The 23,407-nt window shown below is 66.4% G+C and carries 17 protein-coding genes and 1 pseudogene; 6 read left to right on the top strand and 12 right to left on the bottom strand.

What is annotated here, in order from left to right; translation table 11 throughout:
• The 3 genes and pseudogenes from ACWEH3_RS17805 to ACWEH3_RS17795 form a co-directional block, all read right to left on the bottom strand.
• Window positions 1–516 carry a nucleotide exchange factor GrpE gene (locus ACWEH3_RS17805; RefSeq protein ID WP_450017223.1) on the bottom strand — a complete coding sequence of 172 codons (516 nt, stop codon included), beginning with the start codon at window positions 514–516 and terminating at the stop codon, window positions 1–3.
• 8 nt (window positions 517–524) lie between these two features.
• On the bottom strand, window positions 525–2,408 hold the full coding sequence (gene dnaK / locus ACWEH3_RS17800; protein WP_450017221.1) for a molecular chaperone DnaK: 1,884 nt from the start codon (window positions 2,406–2,408) through the stop codon (window positions 525–527).
• A 3-nt stretch (window positions 2,409–2,411) separates the two neighbouring features.
• A pseudogene (locus tag ACWEH3_RS17795) lies at window positions 2,412–2,812 on the bottom strand (general stress protein).
• Between the two features lie 875 nt (window positions 2,813–3,687).
• On the opposite strand from ACWEH3_RS17795, the gene ACWEH3_RS17790 reads away from it, so the two are divergent.
• The 3 genes from ACWEH3_RS17790 to ACWEH3_RS17780 all read left to right on the top strand — a co-directional run bounded on the left by ACWEH3_RS17790 (window position 3,688) and on the right by ACWEH3_RS17780 (window position 6,742).
• Entirely contained in the window at window positions 3,688–4,827 is a 1,140-nt protein-coding gene (locus ACWEH3_RS17790; RefSeq protein ID WP_450017219.1) for a glutathione-independent formaldehyde dehydrogenase, read from the top strand.
• Between the two features lie 81 nt (window positions 4,828–4,908).
• The gene (locus tag ACWEH3_RS17785; RefSeq protein ID WP_450017217.1) at window positions 4,909–5,322 is read left to right on the top strand and encodes a GlcG/HbpS family heme-binding protein; all 414 of its coding nucleotides are present in this window, start codon (window positions 4,909–4,911) and stop codon (window positions 5,320–5,322) included.
• Window positions 5,323–5,446: 124 nt separating this feature from the next.
• Window positions 5,447–6,742 carry a DUF2254 domain-containing protein gene (locus ACWEH3_RS17780; protein ID WP_450017215.1) on the top strand — a complete coding sequence of 432 codons (1,296 nt, stop codon included), beginning with the start codon at window positions 5,447–5,449 and terminating at the stop codon, window positions 6,740–6,742.
• Between the two features lie 557 nt (window positions 6,743–7,299).
• Here the strand turns inward: ACWEH3_RS17780 and ACWEH3_RS17775 are convergent.
• The 6 genes from ACWEH3_RS17775 to ACWEH3_RS17750 all read right to left on the bottom strand — a co-directional run bounded on the left by ACWEH3_RS17775 (window position 7,300) and on the right by ACWEH3_RS17750 (window position 14,960).
• On the bottom strand, window positions 7,300–8,466 hold the full coding sequence (locus ACWEH3_RS17775; RefSeq protein ID WP_450017213.1) for an MAB_1171c family putative transporter: 1,167 nt from the start codon (window positions 8,464–8,466) through the stop codon (window positions 7,300–7,302).
• 1 nt (window position 8,467) lies between these two features.
• Window positions 8,468–8,980: a hypothetical protein gene (locus ACWEH3_RS17770; protein WP_450017211.1), complete on the bottom strand. Its 513-nt coding sequence runs from the start codon at window positions 8,978–8,980 to the stop codon at window positions 8,468–8,470.
• A gap of 185 nt (window positions 8,981–9,165) precedes the next feature.
• Window positions 9,166–12,444 (bottom strand): protein kinase domain-containing protein, encoded by a 3,279-nt coding sequence (locus ACWEH3_RS17765; protein WP_450017209.1) that lies wholly within the window; start codon window positions 12,442–12,444, stop codon window positions 9,166–9,168.
• A 117-nt stretch (window positions 12,445–12,561) separates the two neighbouring features.
• Window positions 12,562–12,969: a Zn-ribbon domain-containing OB-fold protein gene (locus ACWEH3_RS17760; RefSeq protein ID WP_450017207.1), complete on the bottom strand. Its 408-nt coding sequence runs from the start codon at window positions 12,967–12,969 to the stop codon at window positions 12,562–12,564.
• Window positions 12,970–13,147: 178 nt separating this feature from the next.
• Complete coding sequence (locus ACWEH3_RS17755; RefSeq protein WP_450017205.1) at window positions 13,148–13,615, bottom strand: hypothetical protein; 468 nt, start codon at window positions 13,613–13,615, stop codon at window positions 13,148–13,150.
• A 124-nt stretch (window positions 13,616–13,739) separates the two neighbouring features.
• The gene (locus ACWEH3_RS17750) at window positions 13,740–14,960 is read right to left on the bottom strand and encodes a helix-turn-helix domain-containing protein (RefSeq protein ID WP_450017356.1); all 1,221 of its coding nucleotides are present in this window, start codon (window positions 14,958–14,960) and stop codon (window positions 13,740–13,742) included.
• A gap of 255 nt (window positions 14,961–15,215) precedes the next feature.
• On the opposite strand from ACWEH3_RS17750, the gene ACWEH3_RS17745 reads away from it, so the two are divergent.
• Window positions 15,216–18,038, top strand: a complete 2,823-nt coding sequence (locus ACWEH3_RS17745) for an aminotransferase class I/II-fold pyridoxal phosphate-dependent enzyme (protein ID WP_450017203.1) — start codon at window positions 15,216–15,218, stop codon at window positions 18,036–18,038.
• Here ACWEH3_RS17745 and ACWEH3_RS17740 read toward each other — a convergent pair.
• Window positions 17,997–18,740 (bottom strand): TetR/AcrR family transcriptional regulator, encoded by a 744-nt coding sequence (locus ACWEH3_RS17740; RefSeq protein ID WP_450017201.1) that lies wholly within the window; start codon window positions 18,738–18,740, stop codon window positions 17,997–17,999. The two genes, ACWEH3_RS17745 and ACWEH3_RS17740, sit on opposite strands and share 42 nt — an antisense overlap.
• 96 nt (window positions 18,741–18,836) lie before the next feature.
• Here ACWEH3_RS17740 and ACWEH3_RS17735 point away from each other — a divergent pair, with 96 nt between their 5' ends.
• A complete protein-coding gene (locus ACWEH3_RS17735) occupies window positions 18,837–19,700 on the top strand; it encodes an NmrA family NAD(P)-binding protein (protein ID WP_450017199.1) in 864 nt (287 codons plus the stop codon).
• Window positions 19,701–20,184: 484 nt separating this feature from the next.
• Complete coding sequence (locus ACWEH3_RS17730; protein ID WP_452358349.1) at window positions 20,185–20,487, top strand: hypothetical protein; 303 nt, start codon at window positions 20,185–20,187, stop codon at window positions 20,485–20,487.
• 227 nt (window positions 20,488–20,714) lie between these two features.
• Here ACWEH3_RS17730 and ACWEH3_RS17725 read toward each other — a convergent pair whose 3' ends face one another.
• On the bottom strand, window positions 20,715–21,986 hold the full coding sequence (locus ACWEH3_RS17725; RefSeq protein WP_452358348.1) for a cytochrome P450: 1,272 nt from the start codon (window positions 21,984–21,986) through the stop codon (window positions 20,715–20,717).
• Between the two features lie 220 nt (window positions 21,987–22,206).
• Window positions 22,207–23,379: an aminoglycoside phosphotransferase family protein gene (locus ACWEH3_RS17720; protein WP_450017193.1), complete on the bottom strand. Its 1,173-nt coding sequence runs from the start codon at window positions 23,377–23,379 to the stop codon at window positions 22,207–22,209.
• Window positions 23,380–23,407 lie beyond the last annotated feature (28 nt).

Genomic DNA, 23,407 nt, shown 5'->3' with positions numbered 1-23,407 from the left:
TCACCCCTCGGGTCGGCTGACGACCACCGAGGCGGGACGCAACTGCCGACCGTCCTCTCCATAGCCCGGGCGCAAGACCTCGATCACGGTCCCGGAGGGAACGTCGGGTTGGGACACCACGCTGACCACTTCGTGTAGCTCCGGGGAGAACGGCACACCGACCTCGTCATGGCGCTCGAAGCCGAGCTGGGCCAGCACCTGCACCGCCTGGTCCCGGGTCGCCTTCACGCCCTCGACGACGGCCTGGGGATCGCCGCCCGCATGGGCCAGCGCGAGCTCCAAATTGTCCAGCACCGGGAGCCACGCAGCGGAAACCTTCGCCACCTCCGCGGCGCGGGCACGGTCCAGATCCTTGGCAAACCGCTTGCGCAGGTTGTCCAGATCCGCGAGGGCCCTGCGCCAGCGGTCCTCGAGTTGAGCCAGCTCGGCCCCCGTGTCGGTGCGATCCGGCGCCGTCTCGGTCTGATCCCCGTCGGTAGCCGACTCGGTCGTCGAATGATCTGCGGACCTTTCCATCGTGTGCCTCAGCTTCGATCGAATTCGGCGTCGACCACGTCGTCGTCACCCGACGACGCAGCGTCTCCGCCGCCTGCCTGGTGTCCGTCTCCGCCGCCGGACTGGACCGGTGCGAGCCCGTAGAGCAGCTGCTGCAGCTCGGAGGTGAGTGGCTCTACCTTCTCGGGGGGAGCATTGTCTTCCACGGCTTTCCTGGCGTCGGCGATCAGCATCTCGGCGCGTGCCTTCTCGTGCGGTGGCGCACTGTCGCCGAGTTCGGCGAGTCGCCGTTCCACTTGATAGGCAACCGAATCGAGCGCGTTGCGCGCGTCGACCGCCTTTCGCAGCGCCTCGTCCTCGGCCCGGTTCCGTTCGGCTTCCGCGAGCATGCGCTCGACCTCACTCTGGTCGAGGTTGCCCTGCTCACTGATCGTGATGCTCTGTTCCTTACCGGTGTCCTTGTCGCGGGCGGTGACGTGGAGGATGCCGTTGGCGTCGATGTCGAACGTGACTTCGACTTGAGCCTCGCCACGGGGTGCCGGGCGGATGCCTTCCAGCCGGAACCGACCGAGCACCCGGTTGTCGGCGGCCCGTTCGCGTTCGCCCTGCAGGACCACGACATCCACTGCGGGCTGATTGTCTTCCGCGGTGGCGAACACTTCACTGCGCCGGACCGGAATCGTCGTGTTGCGCTCGATGATCTTGGTCATCACCCCGCCCTGGGTCTCGACGCCGAGGGACAGCGGGGTGACATCGAGCAGCAGCACATCGGAGACCTCGCCCTTGAGCACGCCCGCCTGGACTGCGGCACCCAGCGCCACGACCTCGTCCGGGTTGACGCTCATGTTGGGGTCCTTGCCGCCGGTGAGCCGGCGAACCAGCGCCTGCACCGCCGGAATACGTGTCGAACCACCGACCAGAATCACCTCGTCGATGTCGTTGGCGGTGACCTTGGCGTCACTCATCGCCTGCTTCACCGGGCCGAGGCAGCGTTCCACCAGATCCGCCGTCAGATCCTCGAACTTCGATCGCATGATCGTGGTGGTGAGGTGCTTCGGACCGTTCGCGTCAGCGGTGACGAAGGGCAGGTTGACCTGGGCCTGTGTCACCGAGGACAGTTCGACCTTGGCCTTCTCTGCTGCCTCGAAGAGGCGCTGCAACGCCTGGGGATCCTTGCGCAGATCGATGTTCTCCGCCCGTTGGAATTCGTCGGCGAGGTAGTCCACCAGACGTCGGTCGAAGTCGTCGCCGCCGAGGTGGGAGTCGCCGGCCGTGGCACGAACCTCGACCACTCCCTCGCCCACGTCGAGCAGGCTCACATCGAAGGTGCCGCCGCCGAGGTCGAAGACCAGTACGGTCTCGTGGGTCTGCTTGTCCATGCCGTATGCCAGTGCCGCGGCGGTCGGCTCGTTGATGATCCGCAAAACCTCGAGGCCTGCGATCCGGCCGGCGTCTTTGGTGGCGTTGCGTTGCGCGTCGTTGAAGTACGCGGGAACGGTGATGACCGCTTCTTTGACCTTCTCACCGAGGAACTTGCTCGCGTCGTCGACGAGCTTGCGCAGCACGAGGGCGCTGATCTCCTCCGGCGCGTACTTCTTGCCCCGGACGTCGAATCGAGCCTCACCGTTATCACCCGGTACGACGTCGAAACTGACCGCTTTGGCCTCCTCGGTGACCTCGTCGTAGTGACGTCCGATGAAGCGTTTCGCGGAGTATATTGTGCCCTTCGGATTCAAGATCGCCTGCCGTCGGGCGAGCTGACCCACCAACCGCTCCCCGCTCTCGGTGAAGGCCACCACCGACGGCGTCGTCCGCGCTCCCTCGGCATTCGGGATCACCCCCGGCTCGCCGCCTTGCCAGCTTGCGATGACCGAGTTCGTGGTGCCCAGGTCGATACCTACAGCAGTCGCCATGACTCATTCCTTTCGATCGGTCCGGCCGGTGAGCAGGCGAACGGGTTCGTCCGCGACCTCGACGTCGGCGAGGACTTCGTAGTGACGTGGTTGTAATGACTGGATCGAGGTGAAGTCGCGCCGGCCGCCCCGCAGCGCGTACATGAGTAAGCCGAACAGTGCGCCGTCAGCGCGCCGGCGGCGGCGCCTCGCAGAGCGGCCCAGCCGTAGTTCAATCGGCCGACGACCTGCTCGGGCAGCTCGATGTCGCGTCCGACGATGGCCAGTTCGTCGACCGTGAATTGCTGGTCGGAGAGGTAGTCGCCAGCGCTTTCAGCGTCGGCGTAGTTGTCGAATGTTGCTACTACCTGGCGGGCAGGTTGGTGCGGACGGACCGCGGAGGTCCCACGACTGGACTCTGACATCACGCCCCCTGGGCGTCGATGGTTTCGGTGTTCACCGAGCCGGCGCGAACCAGTTCGGCGTCCGGCTGGTCGGTCAACCGCTTGAACTCACGGACGGCTCAACCGCTGAAAGTTCTTCATACGCCGGTAGGCGTCGACAGAACGGGAGGCGGTGGCGTCCACACCCCGGCCGGGGCATAAGAGTGCCGGAACCCGCTCGAGGCGACCGGTGCGCGCACTCCGGGCATCAGCCACTACTCCGGTGCTTCCACGAGTAGAACTCCGATACGAAAGATCGGGACTGCTGAGCGGTGTGACATAGCCCCAGCAAGTCGAAAGCAGGAAGCCAACTACGCCACACAGTGTAATCACGGAAGCACCGGGAGTCACGGCCCCATCCTCGCTCGCGCCAGGAACAGCGGCCACCTGCGCGAGGACTTCACCGACGAGGCATCGTCATCCTGCTGCATGGCGAACGCCGGTATCGTCGACACCCACCTGTCGAGGCCGCCCTCGACGCCTGAGACGCCCCACCGGACACATGCTGTGCTCCTACGCTCGAAGTTCGCGGCCGGGCGGGTGACGCGGGTTCTGTCGAGCTTGCGGGCGGGCTTCCAGTCCGCCCGAGCGCACAAATCAATGAGACCCCTAGCGATCGCGGAGCCGAAAGAGGAGACTCCAGGGTGGAGAGAACGCGACGCCTGGAATGCACCCACCTGCTTGTTGTCCATGACGCGAAACATGGTGGCGTGCCTGAGTTTTGGTGTGTTCTTTCCGTTGCGTGCGCTGTCGCGTCGGCTACCCCAGCAGAACGGTTCGTTCGGTCGGTCGCTCACACGTAACCGCCTGTGGCCGCCGGGCGTCAATCGGAAACGCCGCATGTCAGGAGTATCGAGATGAAAGCGCTTGTGTACGACGGGCCCCGTCAGGTTCATGTGAAGGATGTGCCCGATGCGAGGATTGAGCAGCCGACCGATGTACTGGTAAAGATCACCAGCACCAACATTTGCGGGTCGGATCTACACATGTATGAGGGCCGCACCGATCTGGAGCCCGGGATGGTCCTCGGTCACGAGAACTTGGGGATCGTCGCCGAGGTGGGCAATGCGGTGGTAAAGGTCACCGCCGGGGACCGGGTGTGCCTACCGTTCAACATTGGTTGCGGTTTCTGCCGAAACTGCGAGGAAGGGTTGACCGCGTTCTGCCTGACGGCGCATCCGGATCCGAACATGGCGGGCGCCGCGTATGGTTTCGCCGGGATGGGACCGTTCTGGGGCGGACAGGCCGAGTATTTGCGGGTGCCGTTCGGCGACTTCAACTGTCTGCGGCTGCCTGAGGATGCTCAGGACAAAGAAACCGACTATGTGATGCTGGCGGACATTTTCCCGACCGGTTGGCACTGCACCCGTCTGGCCGATATGCAGCCTGGCGATTCGATGGTGGTCTACGGGGCCGGCCCGGTGGGCTTGATGGCGGCATATTCGGCGATGATCCAGGGCGCGTGCAAGGTGATGATAGTGGACCGGCATCCAGACCGGTTGCGCCTGGCCGAGCAGGTCGGCGTCATACCGATCGACGACTCGAAGGGCGACCCGGTCGAACAGGTGCTGGAGCAGACCAACGGGCACGGCGCCGACAAGGGTTGTGAGTGCGTCGGCTATCAAGCCCATGACCCGCAGGGACATGAGGATTCGTCGATGACCTTGAACCGGCTGGTCGATTCGGTGCGGTTCACCGGGCACATCGGCGTGGTGGGCATCTTCTTGCCGCGAGATCCCAACGCGCCCGACCCGCTGGAGAAGAAGGGCAAGATCGCCTTCGACATAGGCAAGTTCTGGTTCAAGGGTCAAAAGGCCGGAACCGGGCAGGCCAACGTCAAGCACTACAACCGCCAGCTTCGTGACCTGATCCATGAAGGCCGGGCCAAACCGTCGTGGATCGTCTCTCACGAAATCCCGCTTTCTGAGGCCGAGTCCGGCTACCAGCATTTCGATGCCCGTGACGACGGATGGACCAAGGTCGTAATGCATCCGTGAGGCGGCCCGGACCGAGAGGAGCGCAACGATGGCAAATGCACTGCAGGGCAGGCAGTTCGCGAAGACCGGGACAGGTGCGTCATGACAATGAACCAGACCTCGGTGTCCCTCGACGATGCGCAGCGGGTGATTGCCGCCGGGCAGGCCAAAGCCGCCGAGATCGAGTCGCCGTCGAATATCGCGGTGGTCGATGCCGGCGGCAACCTCGTTGCCCATGTGCGGATGGACGGCGCATGGATCGCCAGCATCGACATCTCGATCAACAAGGCATTCACCGCCCGAGCGCTGGACATCTCGACCGAGGACCTCGCGGCCGACGCGCGTCCGGGCGAGCAGTTCTACGGGATACATACCTCCAACGGTGGGCGCATCATGATCTTCGCCGGCGGTGTACCGCTGCGGCACAACGGCCAGGTCGTCGGGGCGGTCGGCGTCAGCGGCGGCACCGGAGCGCAGGACAAGGCTGTCGCCGAGGCAGCCGCAACGGCGATGTGAGCAGTGAACTACGTCGACAGGGCGCCATCGCGGATAGCCCCGGGAGCAGTGGAAAAGCGGCCCCGCTGCCCGCCGGGGTGGCGCACCGTGAGTTTCGGGCACGGCCGGAGGAGAAAGGCGTTTGATGGTGTGCCTGCGGTTCCGTCATCGGCTGCGGTCCAGCCTGTGGATCACGCCGTTGCTATGCGTGCTGGCCTCGATCGGGCTGTCGTTCGTGACCGTGGCGATCGATCGGCAGTTCGGCGATCGGCTGATCCCGGTGACGATCACGGGCTCGGCGGACGCGGTGTCCAACATCCTCAGCACCATCGCCGCCGCGATGGTCACCCTGACCACGCTCGTGCTCACGGTGACGACGGTGGCCGTCCAGCTCGCGATGGGGCAGTTCTCGCCGCGCATCGTGCGGGCGTTGCTCCAGGACCGCAGCAGCCAGCTGGCGTACGGGCTGTTCGCCTCGACGTTCATCTTCGCGATGCTCGCGCTCCGCGAGGTCAACGCCGTGGGCGAGGGGGCGGTGCCAGGCCTGACCGTGTCGGTGGCCTACCTGCTGGTGCTGGCCAGCATCGCCGCGTTGTTCCTCTACATCCACCATTCGGGAAACGCGCTGCGCGCCTCGGGCCTGATCGACCTGGTCGGCGATCATCTGCACGAGCAGCTGGACCGCAAGTACCCGGCGAAGGGACCGCCGCCCGCCCAGCCTGATGTCGTGGTCTCGCCCGAACCCGGGCTCGTTATCGACCTGGATCGTCCCGCGCTGGTCGCGGCGGCGTCCAAGGCCGGTTGCGTGGTGGAGATGGTCCCCCTGATGGGCGACTTCGTACCGGCAGGCGCGCCGCTGTTCCGCGTGCACGGCGACCCTGTCCGTCTCGACCACGCCCGCGTCGCACGCCTCGTCGTCCTCGCCGCGGAGCGGACCCACGGCGATGACCCGGCGTACGGCTTCCGCAAGCTGGTCGACATCGCCGAGCGTGGTCTGGCCCAACCGTTCACCGACCCGACCACCGCCGTGATGGTGATCGACCGCCTGCACGACTGCTTGCGGCAGCTCGCCAACCGCGACTTCCCCTCCGGCCGGCACCACGACGCCGGCGGCGAGGTTCGGCTCATCGAGCGCACGCTCAGCTGGGCGGGCTACGTCCGGCTCGCGTTCGACGAGCTCTGTCTCGCCGGAGCCGCCTCCCCCCAGGCATCGCGCCGGTTACGCGCCGCACTGGAAGACCTCCTGACGGTCGCACCGCCCGAGCGGCACCCACCGCTCGAGCGGCAGCTGGACGTGCTCGTCGCCGCGGTACACCGCAGTTACGACGACCAGCGCGACCGACATGCGGCGCTGGTCGCCGATCAGCAGGGCATCGGTTCGGGCGCCGACCTCGCAGCGGAGTCCGAGGCGGCGACCAAGCGCGCCGGCGCAGGAACATGATCGACACGCTGTCGTCGGCGTCTTCCGAGCGGGAGACACGGGCGGGCGATGAATGCCCGCAGGTTGCTCGATCCGACGTTGCGGGGGTGGGTCGGCACGTTCGTCATGGCACCGCAGAACACGAAGATCGTCCGGCTTGGCAACGGTCTGCTACCGAGAAGTCATGCATGCGGGAGATTCACCGGCCGCGCCGCTGATCGCCGCCGCGGTCACGGCGGGCATCGCCGGCGGCAGGCGCGGTGCTGTCCAGGTCCGCGATGGGCGCACGGTTCTCGATCGAGTGCTTCCCGAAACGGGCACCGGGCCGAACGACGAGGCCCGCGCCGGGCTATCAGGCGACCGCGGTGATGCTCGGCGAGGCCGGCCTGTGCCCGGCTTTCGACAGCGCACAGCTGCCGCGACTGGCCGGAATTCTCAGTCCGGCAACGGCGCTGGGCGACGCGCTCTCCGACCGTATGCGAGCCGCAGGGATGACGTTCGAGGTCCGACGGCGCCGATGAGGAATATCGAGCAGTCGACGGTGGCGGATACGTCCGCGGATACACCGATGCGCGACGCTACGGCGACTTCGTCAGGCCGCGGACGTGTGGCCATGCCTTGGCGAGTGCGAGGAGCTGGCGTAGTTCCGCGGTGAGATCCCTTGCCCCCGGTTGGATTTGGTGCCGCGGCGTGAGCCGGCTCGTGCTCGGGGCGTGCCCGGCAGCTTTTGTGGCGATGGCCTCGGCGACGCGACGAGCATAGATGTGTGGGTCACCGCCGGTGGCGGCCAGATCGTCGGGGCTGTCGCTGTAGCGCTTGAGATGCAGCAGGCTGTCGCGGATCTCGACCGTCATGCGATGCAGGCGGATGGCCGGGTCTGTTCGGCCGTCGAGGTCGCGCCGCGTCTCCATGACGATTTCCGGTACGGCTGCGGTGAGATCGGCCCACATCGGCTGCAAGCGGCGGCGATATCGGCTGGTACGGTCCCATCCGACGCGGGAGACCAAGGCGCTGATCAGCGGCACCGTGACCACGGCGGGAGCGCCGACCGCCGAGAGAAGGAACCCGCACCATGCTTTCCAGTGCATTTCGGGATCGAATGACGGTCGGCCCGCCAGGACACCGACAAGCGAATCGATCGGGTATGCGACCGCGACGATCCCCATGCCCACCCCGGTGCACAGGACCACTGTGTACAGTGCGCGTTCCTGCCAGGTGCTATCGCCCGCGGCGCGCATCTCGCGCACGCTTGCCCGGCTGACGAGCACAGCCGTCGCACCGAGCGGCAGGGAAAACGCGATCCAGATCACGACGGCAGGCCAGCCGAGGGCTTGGTCGATCAACTGGTCGGCGCGGCGGGCGGGCGTCCCTGCGATCAGGATGACAACGGTGATGGTGGCGGTGAGCAGGTAGTAGCGCCGCTGCCTGTGCCACGTGTGGGCGGGGTCTGCGCCTGCCCACAGCTTGGCGATGCCGTAGATATTCGAGACGGCCAGCACGGTTGCTCCCAGTGAGAGCTGCCGGGCGATGTTGACCACGTCGCTGTCGTCCCAGGGCAGCAGCCAGGCCAGTGACTTTTCGAACCATGCCTCCCGCAACAGGTGTTCGAAGACAGCGGCGGCGAGCGCGCGATCGACGAGCCGGTCGACGACGCTGTCCGGCAACAGCCACCACCGACCGACGAGCGCCAACGCGATACCTGTCAGGACGGGCCAGGTGATCGAACCCGGGATCGGGGAAGTCATCTCACCGATGCCGGTTTCGGAAGAACGTCGAACGGAACCGGCTCGCCGACCGCTTCGGCAGCATCGCTTCGACGAGCAACAGGTCGGCGAAGGTTTCGGCGGCGCGCTCGCGCTCACTTCCGTAGTCCTGGCGGCGCAGTACGCTGCGGATCGTTTCCAGCGACAGCGAGGGCATCAATTCGCGCAACGGCAGATCGGCCGCGGCACCATCGGTACCGCTCGCGGTTCCTCCGTGGCCGAGCAGCATATGGCCGATCTCGTGGGCGATGATGTGATCGGCATGCCATTCGGTGTCGGCTCCGTACATGATCACGTCGTCGCCTTCACGGGCGATCCACAGGCCGCTTCCGGTGCCGCATCCGTTCTCCGAGAGTGCACCGACATCGATCGGGCACAACGTGATCGGCCGTTCCCGGTACTCTGCCACCCGCGCGATGTACTCCGTTACGTCCCATGGGTGGGGGATCGGTACCAGGCGACCCAGCTCCTCGAATCGCGCGGCGAGATCCTGCATTACGCCTTCCCCTTGTCGATCACGTGACCTATGCCGATACCGCGATGAGCGTAGTCGCCGACCGAGCATCGTCACGGACGCGGCTTGTCGCGCAGGCTTTCTCGCACCGACCGCGACGGATCGGCCGCGAGGTCATCGTCCGGTTGGCCCGGCAGAGAAATGCGTAGTCGATCGTGACGGTTCGCTCATGTTCCCGAAGGGTTGCGCGAGGCCGCTATCCACGCCGCGACCTGTGTTCGCGAGGTGAACCCTAGTTTGGTCAGCACGTGCTCGACATGGCCCTGTGCGGTGCGGGGCGAGATCACCAGGCGAGCGGCGATCTCCCTGTTGGTCAGGCCTTCGGCAACCAATTCGGCGACTTGCCGCTCGCGTTTGGTCAGTTTGCTGCCCAACGGATTTCGGTCCGCGGGCGAGGCCGGTTCACCCAGGGCGTAGGCGATCGCGGCGTCGAGATCGAGCGCGGCGCCCTCCCGGTGGGCCGCGGCGTAGGCCTGCTCGCTGATGGCTTCTCGAGTTCGGCGCTCGCACTCTTCCTGATAAGCGAGCAGCTCTGGGAATTGGGTCGGCGCGGTACCCACGGACCGGCCGATCTGTTCGGCGGCCGCGAACAAGACGACCACACGCTCGGCAGCTTCGTGGTCGGCGGCGATCCACGCCAGCGCTTGCAGGCACATGCTGAGGTTCGTGCGGTCGTCCACCTTCCTGCTCACCCGCAGTGCTCGCACGATGAGTCGATTCGCCCGCACGGGATCTCCCCGACGCCACAACGAAACAGCCAGCGCCCACATCGCGTAGGCCTGATATACCGTCCCGCCGTGTTCTTCGATGAGCGCGAGGGAGCGCTCGAAATATTCGATGGCCCGCGCGCTGTCCTCACCCAGTCCGTGTGTGAGACCGAGAAAGGTCAGCGCGTCGACTCGGAAGAGGAGAGGGCCGCCGCGTTCGGTATACACCTGGAGGGCTTTCTCGAGATACGGGCGGGCGTCGGCAAGGTTACCGTTGAACAGTGCGAGGAGTCCATCGGCGAAGTCGATGTGTGCGCGGATCAGCGGGTCGGTCGTCCGCTCGGCGAACGCGTGCCCTTCGCGTACCAGATCGGCCACCCCTGAGACGTCGCCCTGTACTGCGGCTATGAGGCAGGTCGCGTATATCGCCGCGGCCTGGTCGACGGTGACTGTGCCGGTGCGGCGGGCCAGCAGACGCTCCAGCCAGCGACGCTCCTCGGCGAGGGAGCCGTGGGAGAACCGGAAGGGCAACAGAGCGTTGGCGATCCGGATTCCGGCTTCGGGGCTGTCGGACACGCAGAATTCCAGCGCTTGCCGCATGTTCGGCTGCTCCCGGCGCAACCGTCCGACCCACTCGAAGTCCCGAGGACTGATCAAGTCGGCATTCGCATCGAGCGCCAGCTGTTCGTACCAGTCACGGTGGCGACGGCAGAGTTCGAGGTATTGGCCGGTCCGCTCCCCTTTTTCGCGGCCGTAGTCACGCACCGTGTCCAGCATCCGAAACCGCACCACGCCCGCCGACTCTTCGCGAACGAGGATCGACTTGTCGACGAGGAACGCGACCGTATCCAGGATGTTCTCCGCCGCCAGACCCTCTCCGCAGACGTATTGCGCGGCCTCGAGGTCGAAGCTGCCCGCGAACACCGACAACTGAGCCCACACTCGTTGTTGCACCGGTGTACACAGGTCGTAGCTCCAGTCGATGCACATGCGCAACGTCTGTTGCCGCGGCGGTGCGCTCCTGCTGCCGCGGGTGAGCAAGGCGAACCGATCGGTCAAGCGTCGCAAAATCTGTTCCGGCGACATCACCCGCAACCAGGCCGTCGCCAGCTCGATCGGCAACGGCAAGCCGTCCAGCTGCCGGCAGATCCGGGCGATGGGGCGTTGGTTGTCCTCGGTGAGTTCGAACCCCGGCACGGCCGTGGCGGCCCGGTCGCCGAACAATCTCATCGCGTCATTGCGGGCCGGGTTCCTGGGTAGCCGATCCGGATCGGGTACGGCCAGCGGGTGGATCGGCAGAACCGCTTCCCCTGCGAGGCCGATCGGCTCGCGGCTCGTCGCGAGAATCCGCACTCGCGGACACGCGCGAAGCAGCGACTCCGCGAGTTCCGCCACCGCGGCCACCAGTTGCTCGCAATTGTCCAGCACGAGCAGCAGTTCGCGATCGGCGAGGAACTCGGCGAGTACGTCGCGTAACGGCCGCATCGACCGGTCCTGCAAGTTCAGCGCGCCCGCGATGACGCTCGCCAGCAGCGATTCGTCACGCAGCTCACCCAGCTCGACGAACACCACACCGTCGGCGAAATCTCGTTGCGCAGTGGTGGCGACTTGCACCGCGAGCCGCGTCTTGCCCACTCCGCCGATCCCGGTGAGGGTCACCAACCGCGAGGTCGACAACGAGTTCGTCGCTTGCGTCAGCTCGGTTCGTCGATCGATGAAGCTGGTCAATTCCAGCGGAAGCCTCCCCGAACCCGACGAAGCCTCCATCGCTCGAAGCTGCCGCGACCCCGTCGAAGGAGACTGCCGGCCTGGTGACTCGGCCTCGGGCTCGCCCGCGGGCAGGGTGTGCAACGCCATTTCATCGGCGGGGAAACCGTAACGGGTCTGCGCTTCTCGGAGTTGCTCACCCAGTTCCGCGGCGGAAGGGCGGCTGCTCGGGTCACCGGCCATTGCACGTTCGATGATGGCGCCCACGGCCTCGGGAATGCCGTGCTCGCGCAGGTCCGGTAGCGGCTCGGAGGTGATTCTCAGGAACTGGGCCACCAACTGCTCGCCGTCGCGGCGTTCGAAGGCCGCATGGCCGGTGACCGCGGCGAACAAGGTGGCGCCGAGGCCGTAAACGTCCGCGGCCGGGCCGGCCGCCTCGCCGCCGATCACTTCCGGAGCGGTGAAGGCGGGCGTCCCGGTCACGATGCCCGCGCCGGTGACGAACCCGCCTCCGATATGAGCGATGCCGAAATCCACCAGCGTGGGCTCGTCGTAGTCGGTGTAGAGAATATTTCCGGGCTTGACGTCGCGATGCAGCACCCCGGCGCGATGCGCCGTCTCGAGAGCCCCGGCCATCTTCACCCCCAGCCGCAGCACTTCCTCGAGTCCCAGCGGCCCGCTGCCGCGGATCCGTGCGTCCAGCGAGCCGCGCGGGTAATACGGCATGACGATGTAGGGGCGACCGTCGTCGGTGACGTCGGCGTGCAGGACATGCACGATATTGGGATGTCCCGTCAGCCTGCCCGCGGCCCGCTGCTCGCGTAAGAACCGGGCCCGGTTGTCCTCGTCCAGATCGGCGGTGAGGACCTTGACCGCGACCACCCGGTCGAGTGAGGCCTGTCTGCAGCAATACACAGCGCCGAAACCACCTCGGCCGATCTCGGCGGCGTCCTCCAACCCGGCCGCCGCCAGCTCCGCCGCGACCGAACCGGACGCGTCGCGTTGCGTCGCGAGGGGATCGGCATCGGTCATCGACTACACCGATTCACCCCATCCGAGCCCATTGGCAAACCCACCACTGCACACCTCCCGGTGACGTATCCCCAGGATATCGCCGGGATATATCCAGCGGGGCGCGCAGTCGGACTGTCAGGGCAAACGGTTGCTGACCGCGAAGACCGGGAACCTGCCTTCCCGGGGATGAGGCTGGAATTGGACCCGCACCGGCGGGCCCGCCGACGAGGGGATCTCGCCTTCGAGCGATGTGTAGACCCACGGGCCCTCGTCGAGCTCCACGATGGCGATCGTCAGCGGCACCAACCCGCCCTGCCTGTCGGTCGGGGCCCGATCCACTACCCGCCACGACACGATGGAACCCGCACCCGACGACTGCACACTTTCGAGGTCGTCGGATCCGCAGGACGAACACCCGGACGTTATCGGCGCGAGCAACTTCTCGCACCGCATGCAGCGGTAGATCATCAACATGTCGTCCGCGCGCAGCGCACTGCCACCTCCGACGACGTTCGACGTGTGCTCGACCTGGTTCGTGTGCATACGAGTCTCCCCGGGGCGGTGCTGGCAAGTTCCGCTCCAGACTGCCCCGCTGAGCCACGTCGAGCGACGGTGAAATTACCCAGGGGTATACCTGTTTTTCGCACGATCGAGTGGCCGGACCGCGCCCGAGTTCCTCGACAACCTCCCCGTCCTCTGCGTGGCGAGTTTGTCGTTCTTGTTACGGGCGTTCTGCCGTTCCTCCGCCGTTGTCGCGGGTTTCGATGGCCTTCACGGTCTTGTCGAGGGCCTGGCGCAGGACGCGTTTGCCGACGGTCCCGACCACGACTTCGAGGACTCGCCCTTTCAGGTTCTTGCCCTCGCGCACGATGACGACATCCACATCGGTCTTCCCGTCCGAGCGGCGGTTGAAGGTGTAGGTGTGGCCCGAGTGGCCGCCCCATACGTTCGAGTCGGTGGTCGTCATGACGACACGCTCCGGATTCGACCAGTCGTAGTGCAGGCGTTCCCAGATGCCGCGCGAGCCTTCCGTGACGTCGGCCTCACGGCGGCCCTGGTTGTGCACTTCGAGGTATTCGTCGGCGCTGTTGCCGAACACCTGTGAGCGGCCCGGCCCGAAATCGGTGAGCGCTGCTACGAACTGCTCCGGTGTCGAGCTCGTCGTCTCCTTGAAGTGGATGGTGGACATTGCCTGCTCCTTCGCTTCGGGGTGATGGGTTCGAGCCAGGAGGTGTGAAGGATCTGATCGAGGTCCTCCTTCGGGGTGTTGAGCTTCGGTACGTGCAGGCGCAAGGCTCGAGACGACAAGAGCGCTACGCGGGGCCTCGGCGCAATGCCGCGCCCCCGTACCACTGGCACACCAGCAACGCCATCTCGACCTCGAGCCGGTCGTCGTCTATCGGTCGACCCCGCCGCGCGATCGCTCGCGTTATCCGGTACTTCACGGAATTGAAGTGCAGGTTCATTTCCGCGGCCGCGGCTTTGTAGCTCGATCCGGTGCGCAGGAAGACCCGCAACGTCTCGCGGAGCCGCTCGTCGTTGTCGTTGTCGGAGGCCAGATCGCCGAGTACCTCGCTCACCCAGTCCCGTGCTTCCGCCATGTCACCACCCAGCAGCGCCGCGGCCGACAGTCCCGGATCGGTCGCGGAGAAGACCCCCGGATCGTCTGTGCCGCGGGCGAGCGCGACCGCGCGCGCGGCCTGAGCGTGCCGATGGGACCGCCGGAAGCCCTCGACGCCGGCGCCGGGCGTGCCGATCGCGAAACAGGGAGCGTCGGCCCGGTCGCGTGCGAACCTGCGTACGGCGCCGACCGGGTCGGCGGGAACCGACAGGTAGGGCAGCCAGGCCCATGCGCTGACCCGATCGACGGCGGCGAACAGCGGGCGCGCCGACGTGTTCGCCGCTTCGGCCAGTTCCCGCACGAACCGCTGTATCCGGGGCAGTTCGTCATCGTCGGTGCTCAGCTCCGAATACCACAGCACCAGCGCGAGGTGATGCCAGCGCAGCGGGTAGCGGATCGACTCGGTCGCCGCGTCGACGTCGACGGCGCTGGTCTCGGTCAGCACTTCGCGGACCTGGAGTGTGCGAATGCTGTTCTGATTCTCCAACCACTGTTCCCGCTCGCCCTGGTAGGCGGCGACGACCTGCCGGGTGATCGAGTCGATGTAGTTGAACAGCGTCGTAGTGATGGTCTGGAGGGCATCGACACGCTGCTGCGGCGTGATGTCGGCGGCGCGCACCTCCGCGAACACCAGTTCGCTCATCCGTCGCTGCCCCACCCAGTAGGCGCGAATCAGAGCATTGAGCGAAACCTCGTGCTGAGCAAGCCGTTTGGCGTATTCGATCGCCGCCGTCGGCGCCTGGACGCGCGCGACCGGAATATTGTGGCGCAGCGCCTGCAACAGTGTCTCGACATTCGCGTGCACGCTGGCCCCGAGCAGTTCCCGCGAATGCGTGTCCTCGCGCAGTTCGGCTATTTCTTCCTCGAGTTTGCGCCGGATGGTCGTGCCGATTTCCGTCACCCGCTCGTTCATCCGGGCGGCGATCCCTCCGACGTAGTCGCCGAGTTCGACTTCGCTATCGCGACGAAAAGTCGTCACACGATCATTGTAGGTACCTCGCTTCGACGCCACGGAAATATCGCGGGCGGCCCTCGAGCGACAACCGCGGCGAGGAACCTGCCGACGTGCTCTCTTCGCTCGGCTAGGAATTCGATCTACCGCGAGGCACAATTAGGTCTACCGCGTTCGACAGATCACTTCGCCCATCGAGGGGGAGGAACTGACGACATGCACCGAGACGGCGAGCGCCCGAAAGGGCTTTCTGTTTCCGCGCTGGCGGCGGTGGCCAACCCGTCGTACTCGCGAATCGACACCTGGAATCTGCTCGACGACGCGTGCCGCCGGCTCGCCGATGTCAATCGGGCCGGGCTGGACGCCACCCACGAAGCCGCCCGGGTGCGGCGTCTTCTCGATCGACTCGGCACCTATGAGCGGTACTGGCTGTATCCGGGACCGGCGAGATTGGCGGCGTTCCGCGATTATCTCGCCGATCTCGCGACGGCGCGGCTCGCCGACGAAGTGTCGCTGGCCGTGCGCCTGCTCTCCGAGTACGGCGACCGTGCGGCCTTGTTCGACACCTCCGCGCCGCTGGAAGATCAGGAACTCGTGGCGCGGGCCAAAGAGCAGCAGTTCTACACCGTCCTGCTCGGCGACGACTCTCCGCCCGACGCTCCCGCGGGCCTGGCGGAGAGCCTGCGGGCACTGCGCGACCCGTCGGACGATGTGCAGTTCGAACTGCTCGTCGTGGCGAGCATCGAGGACGCCATCACCGCCGTCGCGTTGAACGGCGAGATTCAGGCGGCGATCATCCGGCACGACCTCCCCCTCCGTTCCAGCGACCGCGCGCCGTTGATGACCACGTTGCTCGGCGCCAACGAAGACGTGAACGTGACCGACCGCAACCACGACTGGGTGGAATGCGGCGAGTGGATCAGAAAGCTGCGACCGCATATCGACCTGTATCTGCTCACCGACGAGTCGATCGCCGCGGAGACCGAGGACGAGACGGACGTCTACGATCGCACGTTCTACCGCCTCAACGACGTCACCGACCTGTACAGCACGGTGCTCGCGGGCGTCCGCAGCCGGTTCGCCACACCGTTCTTCGATGCCTTGCGTGCCTACGCGGCCGCGCCGGTCGGCCAATTCCACGCGCTTCCCGTGGCACGTGGCGCCAGCATCTTCAACTCCAAGTCGCTACAGGACATGGGCGAGTTCTACGGCCGCAACATCTTCATGGCCGAGACGTCGTCCACCTCCGGCGGGCTGGACTCACTGCTGGATCCACACGGCACGATCAGGGCGGCGATGGACAAAGCCGCCGAGACGTGGTGCGCCGATCAGACGTACTTCGTCACCAATGGCACATCCACCGCGAACAAGATCGTCGTGCAGGCCCTGACCCGGCCGGGCGACATCGTTCTGATCGACCGCAATTGCCACAAGTCGCACCACTACGGCTTGGTGCTCGCCGGAGCGTACCCGCTGTACCTGGACGCCTACCCGCTCGCGCCGTTCGCGATCTACGGAGCCGTGTCGCTGCACACCATCAAGAAGGCGCTGCTGGACCTCGAGGCGGCCGGGCAACTGGACCGGGTGCGGATGCTCCTGCTGACCAACTGCACTTTCGACGGCATCGTCTACAACCCCCAGCGCGTGATGGAGGAGGTTCTGGCGATCAAGCCGGACATCTGCTTCCTGTGGGACGAGGCGTGGTACGCGTTCGCGACCGCCGTGCCGTGGGCGCGACAGCGCACCGCGATGGTCGCCGCCGAGCAACTCCGATCGATGTTGTCCTCGCCCGGGTACGCCGAGGAGTACCGCGAGTGGCGTGCGTCGATGCAGGGAGTCGACCGTGCCGAGTGGAGCGAGCGCAGGCTGCTCCCCGACCCCGAGCGTGCGCGGGTGCGCGTGTACGCGACGCATTCCACCCACAAATCGCTGTCCGCGCTGCGGCAGGCGTCGATGATCCATGTCCGCGACCAGGATTTCAAAGCTCTCGTCCGCGAGACGTTCGCCGAGGCGTTCCTGACCCACACCTCGACCTCGCCGAACCAGCAACTCCTGGCGTCGTTGGACTTGGCGCGCAGGCAGGTCGACATCGAGGGCTTCCAGCTGGTCCGGAACGTCTACGACATGGCGCTCGTGTTCCGCCACCGCGTCCGTAAGGACCGGCTGATCGGGAAGTGGTTCCGCATCCTCGACGAGGACGACCTGGTGCCCGACGAGTTCCGCCCCTCCGAAGTCATCTCCTACCGGCAGGTCAGACAGGGTGGCTTGGCGGAGTGGAACGAGGCGTGGCGGTCCGATCAGTTCGTGCTCGACCCGACCCGGGTCACCCTGTTCATCGGCAAGACCGGCATGAACGGGTACGACTTCCGCGAGAAGATCCTCATGGACCGGTTCGGCATCCAGATCAACAAGACCTCGATCAACAGTGTGCTGTTGATCTTCACGATCGGCGTCACCTGGTCGAGCGTGCACTACCTGCTCGACGTGCTGCGTCGGGTCGCCACCGACTTCGAGAGAAGCTGGAGCGCCGGTGGCAGGGCCGATCGCGCCTTGCAACAGCGCCGGGTCGACGAGATCACCAAGGATCTGCCCGCGCTGCCCGATTTCAGCGAGTTCGACAGCGCTTTTCGTCCCGACGGCGCCAGCTCGTTCGGCGATATGCGTTCGGCCTTCTACGCCGGGTATGCGGAGTCCGATCGCGAACACGTCCTGCTCGGCGATGCCGGGCGACGGCTCGCCAAGGGGAAGCCCCTGGTGTCGGCTACCTTCGTGGTGCCCTATCCGCCCGGCTTCCCGATACTGGTTCCAGGGCAGGTGGTCTCGACGGAGATTCTTTATTTTCTCGCCGACCTCGACGTCAAAGAAATTCACGGATACAACCCCGACCTCGGGTTGTCGGTCTTCACCGAAACCGCGCTCGCGCGGCTGGCCGCGGCTCGGCACCCGGTTGTCGCGGCATCCGACGGTGTCGGCGCCGGGAAGATCGAGGGTCGGCGATCAGCCGTCGGCGGCAAGGCGGTTCAGCCACTCCCGCAGTAGATCTTGCTCCGCGCTGCTGAGGGTCGTCTGCTCGGGCAGTGCGGCGCGCAAGGCGCGGGCGGCGCCTGCCGGGCCCGCGTCTTGCACCGCCGGTTGCTGGTTGGTGACGGCGGCGACCATCGACTCCCGCAGAGTGGTCAACAAGGCCGGGTTACGCCGCTCCTCGCGCAGCGAGAGCCAGGTGAGCACTGCGCCGCGCGCCGTGGCATGGATGATCTGGGCCGCGAGTTCCTCGTCGACGCGCAGCCAGCCGCCCGCGGCGAGGCGGCGGATTCGGCCCATCAGGATCTCCATGCCTGCCTTGAAGGCAGCCGAGGTGGTACCGACGGGTTCGGTGTACATCAACGTGTACAGCGCGGGGTTGGCCAAACCGAACTCGACCGCGACGTCCCAGCCGGCTCTGAGGTCCTCGATGGGGTCTCGCGGATCGGGGTCGACGTGCTTGGTGGCGAGAAACGCGGCGAAGCCGTGCTCGGCCACCGCGTCGAGCAGCCCATCCTTGTCCCCGAACAGCCGGTAGATGGCCGGCGGCTGCAAGCCCGCCGCATCAGCGACCGCGCGCGTGGTGACCGCGTCGCGACCCCCACGCGTCAGCAGGTCGATGGCGGCCTCGATGACCCGCTGCCGGGTCTGCTCGCGGCCTGTGGCCGTGCCGGACTCGACGGGAGTGGCGTCACCGATGCCGTGTGCGCGCGATGTCATATATCAACGATACCGCTTCCTTGGTTCCATTGTTAGTATCAGTGATACTGTTCAATTGTTTCCATTGGAACCATCGTCGCACCACGGGAGTGCATCATGATCATCGTGACCGGAGCCACCGGACAGCTGGGACGTCAGATCGTCGAGAGACTGCTGACGCGCGTGCCGGCGGACCGAGTCGGCGTCAGCGTCCGCGACCCGCGAAAAGCGCGGGCGTTCGCCGAGCGAGGGGTACGGGTACGAGAGGGAAGTTTCACCGACGCCGCCGGCCTAGCAAACGCCTTCGAGGGCGCCTCTCAGGTACTCATCGTCTCCGTCGACAAAATGGGCGAAGAGTGCGTCGAACAACACCGCACCGCGATCGAAGCGGCCGTCGCCGCGGGCGCCCGGCGCATCCTTTACACCAGCCAGATGGGAGCCAGTGCCTCGTCGCACTTCCAGGCGTGCCGTGATCACGCCGCCACCGAGGATGCGCTACGCGCCTCCGGCGTGCCGTTCACGTCGCTACGCAATGGCTTCTACGCCACCAGCGCGGCGCACTTCCTCGGCCACGCAGTGCGATCCGGACAGCTCGAACTCCCCGCGGACGGGCCGTTCAGCTGGACCGCGCACGCCGACCTCGCCGAAGCCGCCGCCGCGATCCTGGCCGAGGAAGGCCGCTTCGACGGCCCCACGCCGCCGCTCACCGGGGGGCAAGCGCTCACCTTCGACGACATCGCCGGTATCGCCACCGAGATCACGGGCCGCGCCATGACGAGGACCACGACACCCGACGACAAGTTCCGGGATCAGCTGGTGGGCCAAGGCGTTCCCGCACAGCGGGCGGATCAGTTGCTGGGCATCTTCGCCGCCAGCCGAGTCGGCGAGTTCGCCACTGTCGACCCGACACTGGCAACCCTGCTCGGTCGCGAACCCGTCACCTTGCGTACGGTGCTGCGCGAGCAACTCTCCCACGGTTGATGGCATGTCGGCAGAGCGAGCCCGGGGTGATCGCCGAAAGTTGTTGCAGTGTGTAGAACAACCATTGAGTCCACACGCTGGGTGACCGGCATTCGTTACGCCCCGGAGGTCAGCGCGCGGTCTGCGGGATGATCGCTTTGTAGTCGGCCTACTCCGCTCACCCGGCCGATGCGGCGGAGTCGGCGGTCGCTGTCGGATCGGCAGGCTGCTGTATCCGATACGCCATCCTCGGCGGTCCCGATTCCGCGGCCGCAGACGATATCGCCGCCCGCGCTGATCCAGAACGCGATGTCGGGAACGACGCGCAAAGGTGTCCGCGCAGGCAATCGGAACCCGACACCTTGGTGGGATCGAACCACGAGAAGGGTGCGCTGCCGCGCACCCTGGGTGTCCTTTCGGCTCGGACCAGCGTCGATGAGTCTGGACAGCGTCATAAATGACGAAGCGGGACCGCCCCGCCACACCGACACGAAGGAGCACCCATATGACCACCGACCAGCGCTCGACCCGCCGCACCCACCGCCTCGCCCGCGCCCTGGCGATCGCCGCAGCACCCGCCCTGCTGGGCATGGGGCTGGTGACGGCCGGCGTGGCCCAGGCCGGTCAGGACCCCAACCTACCGACCTGTTCCTGGCCCAACCTGGCGTGCGGCCCGCAAACCAATCTGACTCCCGGCGGTCAGACCAACCTCACACCCGGCACCGCGGCCAGCGCCACCAGCATCCCCGCCGACCGCACCCCGGGCGGGCCCCACCGGCCGCCTCACGTTCGGCCGATCGCGGGGTAGCGCCAGTTCATGATCACGGTGCGTACGTGCGACCCCGCAGCACTCGGCGGGGTCGCAGCGAAGCCCGGTGACCGTACGGCGACAACGATCTTTCCGAGCGCGGCCAGGGGTCGGAGGGAAGTCCCGGCATCGAGAGCGAGCACCTCACGCCGCCAACTGTCGTGGGGTGTGTAGCGGCGCGCGCCGGTCGCATGACGGCCGCAGGCCCATGCCTCGACAGCGTTGCGTCAGATGTTCAGCGGAGAGGTCGGGGGGAAGATGACCGGCAATTCGGTCAGGGCGCGGTGGAAGGGGCCCGGTCGCCAGTCGGGGGTTCGGTTCGGCAGGTTCAGTTCGATCTCCGGCAGTGCGTCGAGGAGCTGGTCGATGGCCTCTTGCGCGATCAGGTAGGCCAGCGGACGCGCGGGGCAGGCGTGCGGGCCGAGGCCCCAGGCCAGGTGAGAGCGGTTGCCGGTCAAGTCGCCGGTGCGGATCGCGGGGTCGTTGTTGCACGCGGCCATGCTGATGACGACAGGCTGATGCGCGGGCAACCAGACGTCGTCGATGAGGATCGGGTGACGGGGATAGGTGATCAAAAGGTTCGCCAGTGGCGGGTCGTTGAACAAGACCTCGTCGATGGCATCGCGGGACGACAGGTTTCCGCCGAGGATGCTGTCGCCGAAGCGCTCGTCGGTGAGGATCAGCAGCAGGGTGTTGGTGATCAGGTTCAGCTGGAACTCGATCCCGCTGCCGTACACCTGGGACACGTGGTGCGACGCCTCGACGTCGTCGAGCCGGGCGGGATGCCGCAGCAGTACCGAGGTGATGTCGCGCTGGGGTTCGGCGCGCTTGAGCGTCACGAGGCTCATCAGCGCCTCGCCGAGCATCTGATTGCCCTTCTCGGCGTCGACACCCTCGAGGAGGGCGGCCGTACCGGCGGCGACCTGCGCCCCGATCTCCGGCGGACAGCCGAGCAGATAGTTCACCGCTTGGAAGACGAGCGGGAACACGTACTGGCGGATCAGTTCGGCGGACCCGTCTTCGCAGAAGGAGTTGATCAGCGGGACGGCCAGTCCCTCCACAACGGATTGGAGGGCATACAGGTCGACCTCGTCGATGCTGGCGGTGATCGCCCCACGGTAGCGGGTGAAGTCGGTCCCGGCGCTGCGACTGGCCATGGGCCGCCACTCCAGCAGGGGAAGAATGGGGCAATCCGCGGGGATGTTCTGCTGCCAGGCGCGCGGGTCGGCCGGGAAATGGTCGGGATCGTTGAGGATCCGCACCGCGGTGCCGTAGCCGATCACCAAGGTGGCCGGGACGCCGGGGGCCAAGTCCACCGGCGCCAAAGACCCGTAGCGCCTGCGCATCTCGCGGTACACACGGTGCGGATCGGCCGCGAACTCGGGCGAGTACATGGGCACCCGCTGTTCGTCGGATTCGATCGGCGAGCCGTGGAGGACCGGGCACGACCCAGCCGGAGCATGAGATTGTGGCGTACTCAAAGAGCGAACTCCAAACATTGGTGTTGCACAACGTGACTGCTGAACTACCGCTCCCTGCCTGGACACTGCACTGGAGCGAACTCACGGCGACTGTGCCGGAACCAAGCGATGGTATAGCGCGCGTGGACCGTGACCCTCACCGCGGACGAGAACAAGCTTCGCAGAATGCCTGCCGATCCGCTGCGCGGCCGGAATCGACCCGGCCGCGACAACACGGAGGCAGTGGACGAACTCGCTGTCAGACGCCGAGAGCGTCCAGTGAGTCATGGTCGTCGATGGCCGTGGTGATTCGCTTCAACAGCGTCAGGCAAGTCTCCACCGGCTGCATCTTGGGTTGATACGCCGCCCTGCCGATCGTGAACGCCCATGCCGCGTACGCGAACATGGACTGTTGCCGGTACGCCAGCCACGCGTCCTCGAACGACGGCGCCTGGCCGCCGAGGGCTCCGAGTTCGTCCAGGTAGGCCGCCAGCAGTTCGCGGTCCCAAGCACGCCGGTCCTCGGGCTCGCATCCCGAATTCACGGTATAGGCGAAGTCGTGTGCCCAGCCTCCCCGCATCACCACCTGCCAGTCGACGAATCCCATTCGCCCGGCGGCGGTTCGATATGTCTGCCCGATGTGCGGGTCACCGTGCAACAAGGTCTGCGGAAGCTCGTTCGTCGCATTGTCGATCGCCCGCTCGACACCGGCCCACAGCCGGTCGGCTCGGTCGTGCAGGGCCTCCGGAACCACCGCCGCGGCACGGCGCAGGCCGACCTCGCAACGCTTCTTCATGTCGATGGCGGCGAGGTATGCCTGCAGCGCCTCGGTCGTGGTCTTGAGGTCCGCGATCGACGGGTGGTTCCAGAAGGTGCGGTGGAGTCGAGCCAGATTGCGCACCAGGTCTTCGATCTGGTCACGGGCAACCGGAGCGTTCGGCTCGACGAACTGCGCACCACGGGTCGAGGCGATGTCTTCCATCAAGGCGATCGATCGCCAGGACGCCGAATCGGCGGCTCCCCAATAGCCGATCGGCGCCTCGATGTCGACCTGTGGGCGGAAGTCACGGAAGAAGCGGGTTTCGCCGTCGATCATCTTCCCGCCACCGAGCAGGATGCGTTGCGAGAAGGCCGTCGTCGTCTTCGCGAAGAGGTCGGTCGGCAAGCCCGCCTGCCGTCCCGCGTCGTTGTAGTCGACGCGAATCGCGACGCGGGTGGATGTCCCGCGGCTGCCGTTCGCGGTTTCGAACGAGAGCACCTCGGCCCCGGGGACATCGCGGCACAGCACGGCCGTCAGCCACTGTGGGGTCAGCGTCTCGCCCGACACCGGGACGTCCTCGACATCGCGCGCCTTCGGCCGAAACACTTTCTCGCCGAGGATGTGAGCACCGACCGTGACGGACCGTCCGAGCAACCAGAGCTTGTGGTTCATACGCTTGCCTCGATTCCGGAGTACGACA

Source organism: Nocardia sp. NPDC004718 (assembly GCF_053601535.1).
Note: the sequence above shows the minus strand (reverse complement) of the source record. Positions and strands in the feature narration are given on the sequence as shown.

Excerpts from the sequence above, each read along its gene's own strand:
- ACWEH3_RS17805 (WP_450017223.1), bottom strand. The coding sequence starts at position 516 with ATGGAAAGGTCCGCAGATCATTCGACGACCGAGTCGGCTACCGACGGG.
- dnaK (WP_450017221.1), bottom strand. The coding sequence starts at position 2,408 with ATGGCGACTGCTGTAGGTATCGACCTGGGCACCACGAACTCGGTCATC.
- ACWEH3_RS17790 (WP_450017219.1), top strand. The coding sequence starts at position 3,688 with ATGAAAGCGCTTGTGTACGACGGGCCCCGTCAGGTTCATGTGAAGGAT.
- ACWEH3_RS17785 (WP_450017217.1), top strand. The coding sequence starts at position 4,909 with ATGACAATGAACCAGACCTCGGTGTCCCTCGACGATGCGCAGCGGGTG.
- ACWEH3_RS17780 (WP_450017215.1), top strand. The coding sequence starts at position 5,447 with ATGGTGTGCCTGCGGTTCCGTCATCGGCTGCGGTCCAGCCTGTGGATC.
- ACWEH3_RS17775 (WP_450017213.1), bottom strand. The coding sequence starts at position 8,466 with ATGACTTCCCCGATCCCGGGTTCGATCACCTGGCCCGTCCTGACAGGT.
- ACWEH3_RS17770 (WP_450017211.1), bottom strand. The coding sequence starts at position 8,980 with ATGCAGGATCTCGCCGCGCGATTCGAGGAGCTGGGTCGCCTGGTACCG.
- ACWEH3_RS17765 (WP_450017209.1), bottom strand. The coding sequence starts at position 12,444 with ATGACCGATGCCGATCCCCTCGCGACGCAACGCGACGCGTCCGGTTCG.
- ACWEH3_RS17760 (WP_450017207.1), bottom strand. The coding sequence starts at position 12,969 with ATGCACACGAACCAGGTCGAGCACACGTCGAACGTCGTCGGAGGTGGC.
- ACWEH3_RS17755 (WP_450017205.1), bottom strand. The coding sequence starts at position 13,615 with ATGTCCACCATCCACTTCAAGGAGACGACGAGCTCGACACCGGAGCAG.
- ACWEH3_RS17750 (WP_450017356.1), bottom strand. The coding sequence starts at position 14,960 with ATGAACGAGCGGGTGACGGAAATCGGCACGACCATCCGGCGCAAACTC.
- ACWEH3_RS17745 (WP_450017203.1), top strand. The coding sequence starts at position 15,216 with ATGCACCGAGACGGCGAGCGCCCGAAAGGGCTTTCTGTTTCCGCGCTG.
- ACWEH3_RS17740 (WP_450017201.1), bottom strand. The coding sequence starts at position 18,740 with ATGACATCGCGCGCACACGGCATCGGTGACGCCACTCCCGTCGAGTCC.
- ACWEH3_RS17735 (WP_450017199.1), top strand. The coding sequence starts at position 18,837 with ATGATCATCGTGACCGGAGCCACCGGACAGCTGGGACGTCAGATCGTC.
- ACWEH3_RS17730 (WP_452358349.1), top strand. The coding sequence starts at position 20,185 with ATGACCACCGACCAGCGCTCGACCCGCCGCACCCACCGCCTCGCCCGC.
- ACWEH3_RS17725 (WP_452358348.1), bottom strand. The coding sequence starts at position 21,986 with ATGTTTGGAGTTCGCTCTTTGAGTACGCCACAATCTCATGCTCCGGCT.
- ACWEH3_RS17720 (WP_450017193.1), bottom strand. The coding sequence starts at position 23,379 with ATGAACCACAAGCTCTGGTTGCTCGGACGGTCCGTCACGGTCGGTGCT.